General features: G+C 76.2%; 9 protein-coding genes. 4 read left to right on the top strand and 5 right to left on the bottom strand.

Going from position 1 to position 16,799, the window contains the following annotated elements; translation table 11 throughout:
- Positions 1-18: 18 nt before the first annotated feature.
- The 3 genes from Sya03_RS07440 to Sya03_RS07430 all read right to left on the bottom strand — a co-directional run bounded on the left by Sya03_RS07440 (position 19) and on the right by Sya03_RS07430 (position 9,104).
- The gene (locus Sya03_RS07440; protein ID WP_203937443.1) at positions 19-5,760 is read right to left on the bottom strand and encodes an Ig-like domain-containing protein; all 5,742 of its coding nucleotides are present in this window, start codon (positions 5,758-5,760) and stop codon (positions 19-21) included.
- A 109-nt stretch (positions 5,761-5,869) separates the two neighbouring features.
- Positions 5,870-6,817 carry a GNAT family N-acetyltransferase gene (locus Sya03_RS07435; protein ID WP_203937442.1) on the bottom strand — a complete coding sequence of 316 codons (948 nt, stop codon included), beginning with the start codon at positions 6,815-6,817 and terminating at the stop codon, positions 5,870-5,872.
- 10 nt (positions 6,818-6,827) lie between these two features.
- Entirely contained in the window at positions 6,828-9,104 is a 2,277-nt protein-coding gene (locus Sya03_RS07430) for a S8 family serine peptidase (protein WP_203937441.1), read from the bottom strand.
- A gap of 53 nt (positions 9,105-9,157) precedes the next feature.
- Here Sya03_RS07430 and Sya03_RS07425 point away from each other — a divergent pair, with 53 nt between their 5' ends.
- On the top strand, positions 9,158-10,960 hold the full coding sequence (locus Sya03_RS07425; RefSeq protein ID WP_203937440.1) for a glycerol-3-phosphate dehydrogenase/oxidase: 1,803 nt from the start codon (positions 9,158-9,160) through the stop codon (positions 10,958-10,960).
- On the top strand, positions 10,957-11,238 hold the full coding sequence (locus Sya03_RS07420) for a DUF4031 domain-containing protein (protein WP_203937439.1): 282 nt from the start codon (positions 10,957-10,959) through the stop codon (positions 11,236-11,238). Before Sya03_RS07425 ends, Sya03_RS07420 begins: the two co-directional genes overlap by 4 nt.
- Here the strand turns inward: Sya03_RS07420 and Sya03_RS07415 are convergent.
- On the bottom strand, positions 11,210-11,830 hold the full coding sequence (locus Sya03_RS07415) for an HD domain-containing protein (RefSeq protein ID WP_203937438.1): 621 nt from the start codon (positions 11,828-11,830) through the stop codon (positions 11,210-11,212). The genes Sya03_RS07420 and Sya03_RS07415 overlap by 29 nt on opposite strands.
- A gap of 62 nt (positions 11,831-11,892) precedes the next feature.
- On the opposite strand from Sya03_RS07415, the gene Sya03_RS07410 reads away from it, so the two are divergent.
- Together Sya03_RS07410 and Sya03_RS07405 are read left to right on the top strand one after the other, a co-directional pair.
- Complete coding sequence (locus Sya03_RS07410) at positions 11,893-13,023, top strand: FUSC family protein (protein WP_239107186.1); 1,131 nt, start codon at positions 11,893-11,895, stop codon at positions 13,021-13,023.
- A gap of 57 nt (positions 13,024-13,080) precedes the next feature.
- The gene (locus tag Sya03_RS07405) at positions 13,081-15,078 is read left to right on the top strand and encodes a PrsW family intramembrane metalloprotease (RefSeq protein WP_203937437.1); all 1,998 of its coding nucleotides are present in this window, start codon (positions 13,081-13,083) and stop codon (positions 15,076-15,078) included.
- Between the two features lie 419 nt (positions 15,079-15,497).
- Here the strand turns inward: Sya03_RS07405 and Sya03_RS07400 are convergent, their stop codons facing one another.
- Positions 15,498-16,772: an AI-2E family transporter gene (locus tag Sya03_RS07400; RefSeq protein WP_203937436.1), complete on the bottom strand. Its 1,275-nt coding sequence runs from the start codon at positions 16,770-16,772 to the stop codon at positions 15,498-15,500.
- Positions 16,773-16,799: the final 27 nt, after the last annotated feature.

Raw genomic sequence — 16,799 nt, 5'->3', positions numbered from 1 at the left:
GCCCTTCCGCGTGCGTGCCTAGCGGCGGTGCCGGCGCACCGGGCGGCCGTCGGCCGCCACGGCGACCGGGCGGGGCCGGGTGCGGCCGAGCAGCAGCAGCGCCCCGCCGAGCACCAGGATCGCGGCGCCGAACCCGGTGATCGTCGCCACGTCGGTGCCGGTGCGCGGCAGCGAACCGCCCGCCGTGCCCACCGAGATCGTGTACGTGCCGGTCGAGGTGTTGCCGTCCGCGTCGGTCACGGTGTACGTGAACGAGTCGGCGCCGCTGTAGCCCTCGTCGGGCGTGTACGTCACCGTGCCGTCGCCGTTGATCGACGCGGTGCCGTGCTTCGGCTTGCCGACCGCCTTCAGCGTCAGCACGTCGCCGTCGGCGTCGGTCGCGCCGCCGAGCACGTCGATCGTCGTCGGCCTGTTCTTCGGGGTGCGCACCGCGTCGTCCGGCGCCTTCGGGGCGGCGGCCACCTTGACCCGGATGACGCCCGACGCCAGGTTGCCGTCGGCGTCCTGCACCGTGTACGTGAACGAGTCCGTGCCGGCGAAGCCCTTGGCCGGGGTGTACGTGACGGTGCCGTCGGCGTTGATCCGCGCGGTGCCGTGCTTCGGCTTGCCGGTGCGGATCAGCTCGACCGCGCGGCCGTGCTCGTCGGTCAGCGGCACGGTCACCTTGACCGGGTCGCCGGGGCCGGACGTGACGGCCTTGTCCGGCACGGCGGGCGCCGGGGCGACGTCGACCGTGACGGTGGCCGTGGCGGTGCCGCCGTGGCCGTCGGTGACGGTGTAGGTGAACGTCACCGTGCCGGAGAACGTGGCCGGCGGGGTGTAGGTGACCGTGGTGCCGCCCGCGCCGACCGACACGGTGCCGCGCACCACCCCGGCGCCGTCCTTCGGGGCGGTGGTGGCCGTGACGGTCAGGCCGTCGCCGTTGGCGTCGGTGTCGTTGGTGACGACCGGCACGGTGACGGCGTGGGCGTACGGCGTGGTGCGGGCGTCGGGCACCGCGGCCGGGGCGGTGTTGGCCACCTCGACCGTCACCAGGGCGGTGTCGGCGAGCTGGTCGGAGTCCTCGACGGTGTAGACGAACGTGACCGGGCCGCGGAAGCCCGCCGGCGGCGTGTAGACGATCGCGCCGCCGACGACCTGGGCGGTGCCCCGGTCGACGCCGTCGGCGTCGCGCGGGGTGGTGACGCCGGTGATCGTCAGCGCGTCGGCGGCGCCGTTCGGGTCGGTGTCGTTGCCGAGCACGTCCAGCTGCGCCGGGCCGCCCGCGGCCACGCCGGTGACCGTGTCGGCGGCAGCCTGCGGGGCCTCGTTGGCGACCAGCACGCTCACCGTGGCGGTGTCGGTGCCGCCCGCGCCGTCGCTGACGGTGTACGTGAACGTGTCGGTGCCCTTGAAGGCGCCGGGCGTGTACGTGACGTGGGTGCCGTGGTTGACGACGGTGCCGTGGCCGGGCTGGGTCACCGCGGACACGGCGAGCGTCTGGCCGCCCGGCACCACGTTGGCGTCGGTGTCGTTGGCGAGCACGTACACGTCGGTGGCGGCGGACGGCGTGGTGCTGCCGCCGTCGTCGTCGGCCGCGACGGGCGCCGCGTTGGCGACCCGCACCGTCACGGTGGCGGTGCCGGTGCCGCCCGACGGGTCGGTGACCGTGTACTCGAAGGTGTCGTCGCCGGCCCAGCCGGGCGCCGGGGTGTAGGTGATGCCGCCGTCGGCCTCGACGACGACCTGGCCGTGCTGCGGCGCGGCCGGGCCCGCCGTGACGGTGAGCGCGTCGCCTTCGGTGTCGGTGTCGTTGCCGAGCACGTCGACGGTGACGGGGGCGCCCGTGCCGGTGCCGGCCGGGCCGTCGGCGTGCGCGACCGGGGCCGCGTTGATGTCCACGCTGACGGTCGCGGTGTCGGTGCCGCCGTTGCCGTCGCTGACCGTGTACGTGAACGTGTCCACGACGTGCGGGGCGTTCGGTTGCGGCGTGTAGGTGACCGTCGAGCCGTCCGCGGCGACCGTGACGGTGCCGTGGGCGCCGTCGGTGGCGTTGAGCACGCCCAGCTGCTGGGTGGTGTTGAGGTCGGTGTCGTTGTGCAGCACGTCGACGACGGTGGCCTGGCCGGGCTCGACGCGGTGGGCGTCGGCCACGGCGACCGGGGCGGCGTTCTGCACGGTGACGGTGACCAGCGCGGTGGCGGACCCGCCGCGCCCGTCGCCGACGGTGTAGGTGAACGTGTCGGAGCCGCTGAACCCGGTGTCCGGCGTGTACGTGACGACGGTGCCGTTGACGGCGATCGAGCCGTGCGCCGGGTCGGTGGTGGCGACGACCGTCAGCGGGTCGTTGCCCGCGTCGGTGTCGTTGGCGGCCACGTCGAGCGCCACGGCCTGGTTCGTGGGCGTGCTCGCGCCGTCCGGGTGGGCGACCGGCGGGCTGTTCTGCACGGTCACGGACACCGTGGCGGTGTCCGTGTCGGTGCCGTCGGTGACGGTGTAGGTGAACGAGTCCGTGCCGAGGAAGCCGGCCGGCGGGGTGTACCGCAGCGCGCCGCCGACCTGGGTCACGGCGCCGCCCTGGACGGTGACGGCGTCGAAGGCGGCGATCCCGTGCACGTCGGCCGGGTTCGGGTCGGTGTCGTTGAGCAGCACCGGGACGTCGACCGGGTTGTCGGCCTCGATGGTGCGCACGTCGGCGACGGCGACCGGCGGGGCGTTGAGCACCTCGACGGTGACGGTGCCGGTGGTGTGGCCGCCCTGGCCGTCGCTCGCGGTGTAGCTGAACATGTCGGTGCCCGCGTAGCCCGCGTCCGGGATGTACCGGACGAGCCCGCCGACGACGGTGACCTGCCCGTGGGCGGCCGGGCCGGCCGACGTGACGGTCAGCGCCTCGCCGTTGGGGTCGGCGTCGTTGGCCAGCACGTCGACGTCCACCTGCTGGTGGTGCGGGGTGCTGAGCGGGCCGTCGGCGACGGTCACCGGGGCGGCGTTGGCCACGGTCAGGTGCAGCGTCGCGCTCGCGGTGCCGCCCTTGCCGTCGCCGACGGTGTACGGGATGGTCAGCGCGCCGGAGAAGCCGGGCGCGGCGTGCCAGGTGACGGTGCCGCCGGCGTACGTGGCGGAGCCCTCGGCGGGCTGGCCCACCGCGGTGACGGTCAGGGTGTCGCCGTTGGGGTCGGTGTCGTTGGCGACGACGGTGACGGTGCGGTCGGTCAGGTACGGGGTGGTGGCGGTGTCGTCCGCAGCGGCCGGGCCCTGGTTGGCGACGGTGACCGTGACCGTGCCGGTGTCCGTGGCGGTGCCGTCGCCGACGGTGTAGGTGAAGGTGGCGGCGCCGCCGAACGAGGCGCTCGGCGTGAACGTGACCGTGCCGTCGCCGTTGTCCGTGACCGTGCCGACCGCGCCGCCGCCGGCGGGCTGGGTGACGCCGGTGACGGTGAGCGTGTCGCCCGGGTTCGGGTCGGTGTCGTTGCCGGCCACGTCCACGGTCACCGGGGTCTGCGCCGCGGTGGTGTCCGCGTCGTCCACGGCGACCGGGGGCGCGTTGGCGACCGTCACGGACAGCGTGCCGGGCGCGCTGCCGCCCCGGCCGTCCGCGACGTGGTACGTGATGGTCTCGACACCCTCGAACCCGTAGGCGGGGGTGTAGGTGATCGTGCCGTCGCCGTTGCTCACCGCGCCGCCGTGCGCCGGGGTGTTGACGGACGCCACGTGCAGCGCGTCGCCGTCCGGGTCGGTGTCGCCGGTGAGCACGTCCACGGTGACACCGACCGTGTGCCCGGTGCCGCCGCTGTCGGCGTCGGCGACCGGGTTGCGGTTCACGCCGAGGGCGATGGCCGCGGTGTCGTTGGCGGGGGTGCCGTCGGCGTACTTGCCGCTGACGGCGGCGACCGCAGTGGCCGGGTCGGCGGCCGAGGCGTCGGCGAGCGCGTCGACGTGCGCGGTGACGGTCTGGCCCACCGCGAGGGTGCCCAGGTTGCAGGTCACGACCTGGCCGTCGACCGTGCAGGCGCCCGACGGCCAGGTGCCGGCCGACGGGGTGACCCCGGCGGGCAGGGTCAGGGCGAGGACGGTGTCGAGCTGCGCGTCCGGGCCGTTGTTGACCACGCTGACGTCGTAGCCCACGGCGTCGTCGGGGCCGCCGCGCTGCACCACGGCCGGGACGGCCGAGCCGGTGACGGCCAGCTCGGTGGCGGCCGCGACGACGGTCATGGTGTGCACGTTGCTGGTGCCGGTCAGCGAGATCGGCGGGCTGGAGTTCTGCCCGGTGTCGCTGATGTTGGCCACGTTGGTGATGACGGTGCCGCCGGGGGTGTCCACGCCGACCCGCACGCGGAACGTCACGACGGTCTGCGCGCCGATGGCCAGCGACCCGCCGGCGGCGCCGGTCGCGCCGGTTCCCAGCCGGAACGTGCCCGTGCCGGCCTGCATCTCGGCCGGGTCGTCGCCCGCGGCGTCGGTGCGGGCCACCCCGTCGACCCGCAGCGTGCCGGGCACGTACGCGGTGCCGGTGGGCACGGCGTCGGACACGACGACGTCCACGGCGCTGTCGTTGCCCTCGTTCTTCACGGCGATCGTGTACTCGACCTCGTCGCCCGGCTTGAGCTGCCCGCCGTTGAGGTCGTTCGAGGTCATCGTCGCCTTGATGTCGGGCGCGTACAGCTCGGTGGCGATGGTGACGACGCCCGGGTAGAACGTCTCCGACGACGTGGTCAGCGTCAGGTCGGCGGTGCTGGTGCCGTTCTTGATCACGTTGGTGGTGGACATCTGGTCGATGTCGACGCCCAGCAGGTTGCCGTGGGCGGGCGTGCGGGCGGTGTCCAGCACGCCGCTGTCGCTGACCGTGCTGTTGAACGGGTTGGCCGCCGGGTTCACGGCGTCGGACAGCGTGGTCGTCACGCCGTTGCTGGTGACCTTGAGGCTGTCGCCGGTCAGGCCGGCGTCGCCCTCGTACACCACGGTGCCGATCTTGCTGCGCACGTCGCCGGTCGGCGGGGTCTGGAAGCCGACCACCGGGATGGTCAGGGTGTTGGCGCCCTGGTTGATGAAGCCGAAGCCGTCGAAGACGGTCAGGTTGCGGACCTTCTCCGCCGGGTTGCGGTACGCCACCACGAGCGCCCAGCCCGCGTACCGGTCGTCGTTGCGCGCCGCCTGGATGTCCGCCGCCCAGTAGGTGCCGTTGCCGCCGGCCGCCACCATGTTCGTGACCTCGGCGTAGCCCTGGTAGATGTCGTGGTTGGCGTTCTGCGTCGTCTCGTCGAACTGGGTCGCGGTGACGGTCTGGTAGGCGCCGCCGGGCGCCCGGAACCGGATCTTGTCGCGGTCGGCAAGCGAGGGCGTGGCGATCGGCGCGGCCGGGTAGCTGTTGCCGCCGGTGTTGTACGTCGAGTTCGTGTCGGCGCTCCAGTACAGGCCCGCGAACAGCACCGTGCTGCCGGCGGGCAGCGCGAGGTCGCTGCTGCTGGAGTTGAAGGTGCCGGCGTCGCCGTCGGCGTCCACCCACGTCATCTCGTAGGCGTTGTTGTTGTCCGGCGTGCCGGGCGACGCGTTGTACGTGCGGGCCGCGGCGCAGCCCCCGGCCCCCGCCGGGCAGCTCAGGTTCGAGTTGCCGCGCAGCACGATCGCGCCGTTGGTGTTGGTGCTGAACGTCTGCGCGAACGGCGTGGTGATCGCCGCCTCCGCGGCCGGGTTCACGACCAGCGCCAGGACGGCCGCCATGGCCATGGCCGCCAGCAGGGCGAGCGCCCTGCGCGGCGACGTGCTGTTACGGCGTCGGTGCATCGTGCTGCCCCCGGGGTCCCGCGTCCATGCGAAAACCCGGACCTGATGGTCCGGGCTACTTGACGGTAGGAACCGGCCGGTGCAGGCCGGGTGCAGCGCCGCAGCGGTTCTAGAGCTGCTTGCGGTAGAGGAAGAACACGCGCTCGATGCGGGCGCCCGCGGCCTGCGAGTAGAACGGGACCGGGCCCACCCAGCCGATCTGGGCGCGGGTGACGCCGTTCGCCCGCTGGTCGGCCAGGCAGCGGCGCAGCAGCACCCCGCCGATGCCCGAGCCGCGGGCCGCCGGGGACGTGCCCATCGGGCCGAACCAGCTCGGCCGCGACGAGCCGTACGCGGCGAAGCCCAGGATCGCGCCCTGCGCGTCGGCGGCCAGGTGGCAGCCGGCCCGGTCGCGGCCCAGCGAGTGGGTGACCTCGCCCGTCCAGCCCTCGCCGAAGTGGGCGAGCGTGAACGCGGCCAGCGCGGGGGCGTCGGCCGCCACGGCGGCGCGCACCGAGATGCCGCCGTCGGCCAGCCGCATCTCGGCCTCGGCCGTGGGGCGCAGGGCGGGCGAGGCGTCGTACGTCAGGTCGGCCGTCATGTTCCAGGCCGTCTGGTCGTTCTCGTAGCCCATCGCCGTCGCCGCGCACACCGCCGGGGTGTACCGCACGTCGATGCCCGGCCAGGCGTAGTACGGGGCGTTGCCGGCGAACAGGATCTCGCCCGCGCCCAGCCCCGACAGGGCGCCCTCGACGCGGCCCACCAGGGCCCGGCCGATGCCCCGGCGCCGGTGGTCCGGGTCGACCGCGAGCAGGTCGACGTGGCCCACCTCGTCGGAGCGGTGCGAGATCGAGCCGAGCACCACCCCGACCACCCGGCCGCGCTGGACGGCGACGAACCCGGTGAGCCGGCGCGGGCCGGGCGCCCACCCCTCGGTGCCGGTGCGCTCGCGCAGGCGGCCCACGATCTCGGCGGCCTCCGCGGCGTCGTCGGCGAGGTCCAGGGCGCTGCGGCACAGCGTGACCACCGCCGGCAGGTCGCCGTCCGTCAGCTCCGCGATCGAGAACTCGTCGTCCACGATCACGACGCTAGCGGAGCGCGCGGGCCGCGGTGACGGCGGCGTACGCGTCGACCCGGCCCGCGCCGGCGCCGCCGCACGGCCCGGTCACCGGCACCGCCGTGTCCACCAGCAGCCGCCGGGTGCGCTCCACGTCGCCGACCAGGGCGGGCTGCGCCGACCACACCAGCGCCACCACGCCCGCCACGTGCGGGGTGGCCATCGAGGTGCCGTCCAGCGCGCCGTACGTGCCGCCGGGCAGCGCCGACACGATGCCCGCGCCCGGCGCCACCAGGTCGGGCTTACCGCCGCCGCGGCTGGAGAAGTCGGTCACCCGGCCGTCGTCGCCGACGGCGCCCACCGTGAACGCCGACGGGTACGGCGCGGGCGCCGCGTCCACGCTGCCGCAGCGCGGCCCGGTGTTGCCCGCCGCCGCCACGAAGAACACCCCGGCCGCCGCGAACGCGTCGACCGCCGGGCGCAGCGCGCCGGTGTCGCACCCCTCGACCTCCGGGCAGCCCCACGAGTTCGTCAGCACGTGCGGGGCGCGGCGGGGCCGGCCGTCGGTGAACGGGTCGCCGCCCGGCGGGAACGGGGCCAGCATGAACTGCAGGCAGTCCAGGTACTTCGCCGGGTTGCCGAGGTTGCGGGCCAGGTTGACGCAGCCCACCCACTGCGCGCCCGGCGCCACCCCGACGCCCCGGGCGCCGACCGCCGTGGCGAGCGTGTGCGTGCCGTGGCCGTTGCGGTCGGTGGGCGCGGTCGTGCCGTTCCACGGGTCGTGCCAGGAGTCGTCGAAGCCGCGGAACCGGCCCGCCAGCGCCGGGTGCCGGCCGTCCACGCCCGAGTCCGAGCCGCCGACCGTGATGCCCGCGCCGGTCGCGCCGGCCACCCGCGGGACGCCGATCGCCGCCAGGTTCCACGGCGCCGCCGGGGGCGTCGTCAGCTCCCCCCGGGAGGCGGCCGGCGGCGCGGGCAGCGGGCGGGCGCGCTGCGACAACAGCACCCGGGCCACGTCGTCGCGGGCCGCCAGCCACGCCCGCACCTCCGGACCGCCCGCCACCTCCAGGCCGTTGACCAGGTAGTACGGCGTGTACGGCAGGCGCGCGTCGTCCAGCGCCGCGCGGATGCCGGCCTGGCTCGCCGTGGCCGTCGCCACGAGCCGGCGGTACGTCTCCGCGACGCGGGCGTCCCGGTTGACCGCCCCGGTGCCCAGCGCCGCGACGCCGCCCAGGTCCGCCTGCTCCCGCATCACCACGAACAGCCGCTCGCCGTGCAGGCCCGGCTGCCCGGCGGCCGCGTGCACGGCGCCGCCCGCCGCCACCACCGCGAACGCCGTGACCAGGGCCGTCGCCCGGCGCGGCGCGCGGGCCGACCGGCGGGCCAGCCACACTCCGTACGCCCCGGCCGTCAGCACCGCCAGCAGCCACGACAGGCCCGCAGCGATCGCCGCCCACGCCGGGGCGTCACGGCCCGTGGCCAGCAGGATCGTCAGCTCCTCCGGGTCGGTGAACGCCAGCGGGCCCGCCGCCGCCACGCCCACCAGCCACGCCGCCGGGGCGGCCCCGCCGCGCAGGCGCAGGCTCAGCGCGTACAGGGCGGCCAGCGCGTACCCCAGCGGCGGCAGCACCAGCAGCTCCGCCAGGTTCGTGCCCGCGTGGCCGGTGCCCGCCGCCAGCAGCGTCAGCGCCACCGCCGCCACCGTTCCGCCGCCCAGCACCAGCAGGGCCGGCGAGGAGGCGTACCACTGCCACAGCGACGGGCCGAGCACCCGCGCGGCCAGCAGGCCCACCGCGGCGGCCGCGAGCACGGCCAGCAGGGTCTCGGTGACGCCGCCCAGCGCGCCCGTCCACAGCCACGGCAGCGCCACCACCAGGCCCGCTGCGGCCGCCAGCACCCGGGCCCGGGGCGGGACGGCGCCGCGAGCACCGCGTACCAGCAGGGCGGCCGCGCCCGCGACCAGGGCGGACGCCGCCAGATAGGCCTCGTGGTGGGCGGCCGGGATCGCGCGCAGCGCGGTCAGGGCGCCCGCCGCGAGCCCCGCGGTCAGCCACGCCCGGCCCGCCGCCCGGATCACCGCGGCGCGCGGCGCCACGGCCAGCGGCCACGCGCCCGCCGCCACCAGCGCCGTCGCCAGCACCGCGACCAGCGGCCACAGCCAGCCCGGGGAGGCCGTGCCCAGCGCGGCCCCCAGCTGCTCCACGACCCAGCCGGCGCCCGACCCCAGCACGGCGGCGGCCGTGGCGCCCAGGCCCACGAAGACCGTGGCGACGACCGCACCCGCGCCCGGCCCGGTGTGACGTTGCATGCGCCGCACAGTACGTGGGTGCCGCGAGGCCCCCGGGGGCTACCGTGGGACGGGTGCGTGATCCTTCGGTGTCCCGGTACACCGCCGGGCGGCTGTCCCCGGCCCGGCGCGTCGCCGACCTGCGGCGGCTGCGCGACGAACACTTCGACGTGCTCGTCATCGGCGGCGGCGCCACCGGCGCGGGCGCCGCGCTCGACGCCGCCTCCCGCGGGCTGAAGGTCGCCCTCGTCGAGGCCCGCGACCTGGCCGCCGGCACGTCCAGCCGGTCCAGCAAGCTCATCCACGGCGGCCTGCGCTACCTGGAGCAGCTCGAACTGCACCTCGTCCACGAGGCGCTCACCGAACGCGGCCTGCTCGCCAGCCGGCTCGCCCCGCACCTGGTCAAGCCCGTGCCGATCCTCGTCCCGCTCACCGGCTCCACCCGCAACCGGGCGCTGCCCAAGCGGGCCGCCCAGCGCGCCTACTACGGGCTCGGCGTCGCCGCCTACGACGTGTTCGCCGGCATCTTCGGCCAGGGCCGCGGCATGCCCCTGCACAAGCACCTGTCCCGGGCCGGCGCCCGGCACCTGTTCCCCAGCCTGCGCGCCGACGCCCTCAACGGCGCCATCCGCTACTACGACGGCCAGGTCGACGACGCCCGCCTCGTCGTCACCGTCGCCCGCACCGCCGCCAGCCTCGGCGCGGCCGTCGTCACCAGCGCCCGCGTCACCGGCTTCGTCCGGCACGCCCGCGAGGTCGTCGGCGTGCGCGTGCGCGACCTGGAGGCCCCCGGCTCGCCCGACTTCGAGGTGCGCGCCAAGACCGTCATCGCCGCCACCGGCGTCTGGTCCGACGACATGACCCGCATGCTCGACGACGTCGGCGTCCGGCCGGGCCTGCGGGTGCGCGCCTCCAAGGGCGTCCACCTCGTCGTGCCCCGCTCCGCCATCACCGGCGACGCCGGGCTCATCCTGCGCACCGCCACCAGCGTGCTGTTCGTCATCCCCTGGGGCGGGCACTGGATCATCGGCACCACCGACACCGACTGGCAGCTCGACCGCTCGCACCCGGCCGCGTCCGCCCGCGACATCCGCTACCTGCTCGACCAGGTCAACGCCGTGCTCGAACGCCCGCTGACCACCGACGACATCGAGGGCGTGTACGCCGGGCTGCGGCCGCTGCTGTCCGGCGACTCCGAGTCCACCTCGGCCCTGTCGCGCGAGCACGCCGTCGTCGAGCCCATGCTCGGGCTGTTCATCGTGGCCGGCGGCAAGTACACGACGTACCGGGTGATGGCCTCCGACGTCGTCGACCGGGTGGTGCGCCGCATCGGCGTGCCCGCCGCCTCCCTCACCGCCCAGCTGCCGCTGCTCGGCGCCGACGGGTACGCCGCCGCCTGGCGCGACCGGCACGACCTCGCCCGCCGGCACGGGGTGCCCGCCGGGGTGGTCGAGCACCTGCTGGAGCGCTACGGCACCCTCACCACCCACCTGCTCGCCATGATCGCCGCCGACCCGCTGCTCGGCGCGCCGCTGGCCGGGGCCCCGGAGTACCTCGCCGCCGAGGTCGCGTACGCCGCCCAGGCCGAGGGCGCACTGCACCTCGACGACGTGCTGACCCGGCGCACCCGCATCTCGTTCGAGACCCCGCACCGCGGCGCCGAGTCCGCCGCCCACGCCGCCGAGGTGATGGGCCGGGTGCTCGGCTGGGACGCCGCCGTCCGCGACCGCGAGGTCGAGCACTACCTGGCCCGCGTCGAGGCCGAACGCCGCTCCCAGCGCGAACCCGACGACGCCGCCGCCGACGCCGCCCGCCTCGGCGTGCCCGACGTGCGCGGCTTCGCCGCCGACCGGGGCGGGGTGCCGCTCTCGGGGTGATCTACGTCGACGAGCCCCGCTGGCCCGCGCACGGCCGCCTGTGGTCGCACCTCATCAGCGACACGTCGTACGCGGAGCTGCACGTCTTCGCCGAGATGATCGGCGCGCCCCGGCGCGGCTTCGACCGCGACCACTACGACATCCCGGCCGGCCGGTTCACCCTCGCCGTGCTGCTCGGCGCCCGGGTCGTGCCCGGGCGGGAGATCGCCCGGCTGCTGCGCGCGTCCGGCCTGCGCCGGCCCAAGCACCTCAGCCCAGGGCGGCCAGCTCGCGGCTGAGGTTCGCCCGCGCCCGCTCCTCCCACCCCGGCACCACCCGGTAGATCCGCTCCAGGCCGAGCAGCCGCCGCAGCACCGCCGCCCGGCCCGCGCGCCACGCCTCGTCGCCGACGTGCGCGTACTCGCGGCGCACCTGGCCCACGTAGGCGTCGTAGTCCGCCGCGGGGCGCGCCAGCACCGCCAGGTCCGCGTCGCACAGCAGGGCGCCGTCGGCGTCGCCGGGGTCCGGGTCGTGACCGGCGGTCACCAGCACGAGCCGCACGACCTCCTTCGCCGGTACGCCCAGCGCGCCCAGCACCCGCCCGGCCAGGTCGGCGCTGGCCCGCTCGTTCGCGTCGCCCGCCGCCCGCGGGTCGTACACGGCGTCGTGCCACCACGCCGCCAGGCGCACCCGGTCCAGCGTGCGGGCGGCGTGCGCGTGCGCGTCCACCACGTCCAGCACCGCCTCCAGGTGCGCCACGGTGTGGTAGTGCCGGTGCGGCTCCGACCAGCGGCGCCGCAGCGACGCCTCCGCGGCGTCCAGGTCGGCGTCCGGCGCGGTCGCGCCCGCCCCACGGCAGGCGGTCCGCCAGCGGTCCAGCAGCACGGTCATGCGCCTCATTGTCGGGGATCTTCGGTGCCGCCGCGCGCCGCTTCAGGCCCTAGGCTGGCGGCGTGGGGAGACTGTCCGCGTTCGGCACCCGGTCGCGCGGGCACCTCGGCGCCGGCCTCGAACGCGTCCGCGCCAGCGTCGCCCTCGCCGCCCAGACCGGCGTCGCCGGCGGCCTCGCCTGGTACATCGCGCACGACCTGATCGGCGAACCCACCCCGTTCTTCGCGCCCATCGCCGCCGTCGTCACCCTCGCCGTCTCCGTCGGCCAGCGCCTCCAGCGCGCCGCCGAGCTGGTCATCGGCGTCGCGCTCGGCATCGGCGTCGGCGACCTGATCCTGCTCGTCATCGGCAGCGGGCCGTGGCAGCTCGGCATCATGGTCGCGTTCGCCGTCGTGGCCGCCGCCGCGCTCGGCGGCGGCGGGCCGCTCGTCGTCCAGGCCGCCGGGTCCGCCGTGCTCGTCGCCGCGTTCAGCCCCACCGGCGCCGCGCCGTACAGCCGGTTCGTCGACGCCCTCGTCGGCGGCGCCGTCGGGCTCGCCGTCATGGCCGTGCTGCTGCCGCTCAACCCGCTCACCGTCGTCCGGCGCGCCGCCGAACCCGCCCTCGACCTGCTCGCCGACGGCCTGCACGAGGTCGCCGCCGCCCTCGCCGAGCGCGACGTCGACCGCGCCGAACGGGCCCTGACGGCCCTGCGCGCCGGCGAGGCCCCGTTCGCCGCGTTCCGCTCCGCCGTCGACGCCGCCCGCGAGAACTCCGCCCTCGCCCCCGCCCGCTGGCGCAGCCGCGCCGCCATCACCCGGTACGTCGAGAGCGCCGACCAGCTCCTGTACGCCCTGCGCAACGTCCGCGTCCTCGTCCGCCGGGTCCTCACCGCGCTGCGCGACGACGAACCCGTGCCGCCCGAGCTGCCCGACGCCGTGGGCCTGCTCGGCGACGCCGTCGCCCTGCTGCGCGGCGAGCTGGCCGGCGGCGCAGAGCCCGTCGCCACCCGCGAGCGCGCCCTGCGGGCCGCCGGCGAGTCCGGCCGCGCGTACACCGACGGCGTCGCCTTCTCCGGCGGCGTCGTCGTCGCCCAGATCCGCAGCACCGCCACCGACCTGCTGCGCGCCACCGGCATCACCCACGCCGACGCCGTGCAGCTCGTACGCGGCGCCGCAGCCCGCTACGGCGGCACCGGCCTGCCCGGTTCGTGATCACCCGCCGCCCGCTCGGGGCGGCCGACGGGGCCGGTGGTGGCTAGGCTGGCGGGCATGGCCGACGTTTCCACCGGCGCCGTCGCACTCGACGACCCGCCGCCCACCGCCCCGGCGCCGCCGCCACCCGGCCCGGCCCGCCGCGTGCCGTGGAAACGCATCCTCACCCTCGTCGGCGTCATCGGCTTCATCGCCGTGTGCGCCATCGGCATGCTCGTCTACCTCGGCTACAACATCGGCGTCCAGGCGCTGCTCATCGGCCTGGCCGCGGCGATCCTGCCCGTCCCGGTGCTGGTGTCCTGTTTCCTGTGGCTCGACCGGTACGAACCCGAACCGGTGCTGCTGCTCGCGCTGGCGTTCTGCTGGGGCGCGTTCGTGTCGACGGCCGCGTCACTCGGCGTGAACACCGCCATGTCGGCCGTCTTCCAGAGCTGGGACCTGCCCGACAGCCTGGTGGCGGTGCTCGTCGCCCCGTTCATCGAGGAGCTCACCAAGGCCCTCGGCCCCATCCTGCTGCTGATCTTCCGCCGCCGCGAGTGGTCCGGCATCACCGACGGCATCGTCTACTGCGGACTGTCCGCCGTCGGCTTCGCCATGGTCGAGAACGTCCTCTACCTGGGCGGCCACGGCTACGCGGCGGGCGCCGAACAGTACGGCCCGGCCACCGGCGCCCAGGCGGTCTTCGCCATCTTCATCGTGCGCATCCTGTTCACCGGCTTCGCCCACCCGCTGTTCACGTCCATGGCGGGCATCGGCCTCGGCATCTCCGCCCGCTCGAACAACCGGGCCGTGCGCGTGTTCGCCCCCATCGCCGGCCTGCTGGTGGCGATGATGCTGCACGGCACCTGGAACCTGATGCCCACGCTGGCGCTGGCCGTGGAGAACAACTTCATCCTCCTGTACGGCTACATCGGCGTCATGGTGCCCATCTTCCTCGGCATGGTCGGCTTCGCGATCGGCCTGCGCGGCTGGGAGGGTCGCCTCACCGAACGCGTCCTGCCCCGCTACGCCGCCGCCGGCTGGCTCAGCCCACCCGAGGTCGCCGCCCTCGGCAGCCTGGGCCGCCGCCACGCCGCCCGCCGCTGGGCCCGCCGCGTCGCCGGCGACGCCGGCCTGCGCGCGATGCGAAACTTCCAGTTCAGCGCCACCCAGCTCACCCTCCTGCGCGACGGCATGACCCGCGGCCTGCACGACCGCCCCAAGGACGCCGCCCGCGCCGAGGCCGAGGAACACCGCCTCCTCACCGAACTGGCCGCCTACCGCGCCGTCTACACCGGCCGGGACCCGCAGACCCCGCAGGCCTTCTGGGACGGCACCGCCTACCGCCTGACCCTCCCCGACGGCACCGCCCACGAGACCCCCGCGCCACCCGAGCCGGTCGTCCCGGTGCCGGTCATCCTCGCCCCGCCCGCGCCTGCGTGGCAGCCGCCGGCGCTCCACGGGCCCAGCCCCTTCGGGCCGGGGCCCGTGCCGCCCGGCTACGGCCCGCCGCCGGGCGCCGGTCCGTACGGGGTGCCGCCGGTGGCGGGTCCGCCGCCCGGCGCAGCGGTGGGTCCTTACGGTCCGCCGGCGGCTGCCGGTCCCTACGGCCCGCCGCCGCCTGGCATGGCGCCCTATGGTTCGCCGCCGGTCGGGCCCTACGGCCCGCCGCACGGTCCCGGTCCTTACGGCCCCCCGCCCGGTCCTGGTGCTTACGGTCCGCCGGCCGGTCCTGGTGCTTACGGCCCGCCGCCCGGGCCCGGTCCCTACGGTCCGCCGCCGGGTTCCGGTTCCTACGGTCCGCCGCCCGGTATGCCGTCCTACGGTCCGCCGCCGGGCGCGGGTCCTTACGGCCCGCCGCCGGTCGAGGTGCACGGCCGGCCGCCGGCTCTGCCGCCCACCGCCCATCCCGGCCAGCCCAACCCGTGGGCCCGCCCGCCCGGGCCGGACGGCCCGGACCGCCCGCAGGCGGCACCCCCGCCGCCGGGCACCACGCCCGCCGCCGGCACCGCGGCGGAGCCCGCCCCGGAGCAGCCGCCGACCCCCTACGTGCGCCCGGCCGCGGACCAGGACTGAGCCACCCGGCTCTGCTAACCACGGTCTCGCGCTGCTTCCAGGCTGCGCTGCCCCACCAGGACCGCGCCCGATCAGGGCCGCGCGCACCGGCCGTGCCGCCCACCAGGCCGCGCCGCCCACCAGGCCGCGCCGCCCTACAGGCCGCGCCGCCCCACCGAGGCCGCGCCGCCCCACCAGGCCGCGCGCGGCCGCGCCGCCCCACAGGCCGCGCCGCCCCACAGGCCGCGCCGCCCCACAGGCCGCGCCGCCCCACGAGGCCGCGTCGCCCCAACAGGCCGCGCCCGGCCAGCGCCGCGCCCGGCCAGCGCCGCGCGCCCACCTCGGCCCGCGCCCAACCCGCGCCCCCGGCGGGGTCGCGGGCCGTGCGGCCGGGCGCATTCAGCGGCCCTCAGGCCGCCCCACCACCGGCCCTCGCGGGGTCAGCGGAGGTTGGGGTCCGCCGGGGTGGGTGGGGTGCCGGCGATGACCACCGCGTCCGGCGGGATCTCCGGGCGGCGGCGGGACAGGCGGCGGATGCCGGTGTTCAGGACCGCCACCAGGGGGACCGCCACCAGGGCGCCCACGATGCCCGCCAGGATGGCGCCCGCCGCGATGCCGATGATGACCACCAGGGGGTGGATGGCGACGGCGCGGCCCATGATCAGGGGCTGGAGGATGTGGCCTTCGAGTTGCTGGACCAGGATGACGGCGCCCAGCACGATGAGGGCGACCAGCCAGCCCTTGTCGACGAGGGCGACCAGGACCGCAACGGTGCCGGACAGGGTGGCGCCGACGATCGGGATGAAGGCGCCGAGGAAGACGAGGGCGGCCAGCGGGAACGCGAACGGCACGTCGAGGATGACCAGGGCCAGGCCGATGCCGACGGCGTCGATGAAGGCGACCAGGACGGTGGCGCGGACGTAGTTGCCGAGGGTCTCCCAGGAGGCGTCGCCGGCGTCGGCGAGGTGCCAGCGGGCGTTGACGGGGAAGAGCCGCACGAGGAAGCGCCAGATCTTCCGGCCGTCGCGGAGGAAGAAGAAGGTGGCGAAGAGGACCAGCACGGCGCCGGTGACGATCTCGGCGACGACGGTGACGCCGGTGACGGTGGTCTGGGTGAGCCGGTCGGTGTTGTCGTTGACCCAGTCCTGCAGGGCGTTGATGGCGTTGTCGACCTGGGCGTCGGACAGGTGCAGGGGGCCGGTGCGGGCCCATTCCTGGATCTGGCGGACGCCGTCGGTGGCGTTGCGGCTGAGGTCGGGGACGCCCTCGATGAACTGGGTGACGACGAGGGTGAGGGTGCCGCCGACGGCGGCGAGGCCGCCGACGAGGACGAGGAAGGTGGCCAGCGAGCGGGGGAGCCGGGCGCGCAGCAGCCAGCCGACGGCGGGGGCGAGCAGCGCGGACAGCAGCAGGGCGATGGCCAGGGGGATGACGACGATGCGGATGGTGCTGACGAGCTGGAGCAGCGCCCAGCCGACGACGCCGACGACGATGAGCCGCCACGACCAGGCGGCGCCGATGCGCAGGGCGTGCGGCACCTCGGCGTCGTCGCCGCTGGTGGTGGACGGGTGCACGGCGACGACGGGGGTGGGCGGCGGGACGGCGAGGTCGTCGGTGGTGTCGTCGGGCCGGGCCTCGCGGGCGGCGCGTACGGAGTCGCGGCCGGACTCGTAGGCGCGGCGCAGATTGTCCCGGACTCGCCCCAAGCGGCTCAACGGCCACCTCCTCGCAGATCGCGGACC

The organism is Spirilliplanes yamanashiensis (assembly GCF_016863475.1).
Classification (GTDB): domain Bacteria; phylum Actinomycetota; class Actinomycetes; order Mycobacteriales; family Micromonosporaceae; genus Spirilliplanes; species Spirilliplanes yamanashiensis.
This window is presented reverse-complemented; position numbering and strand designations above follow the sequence as displayed.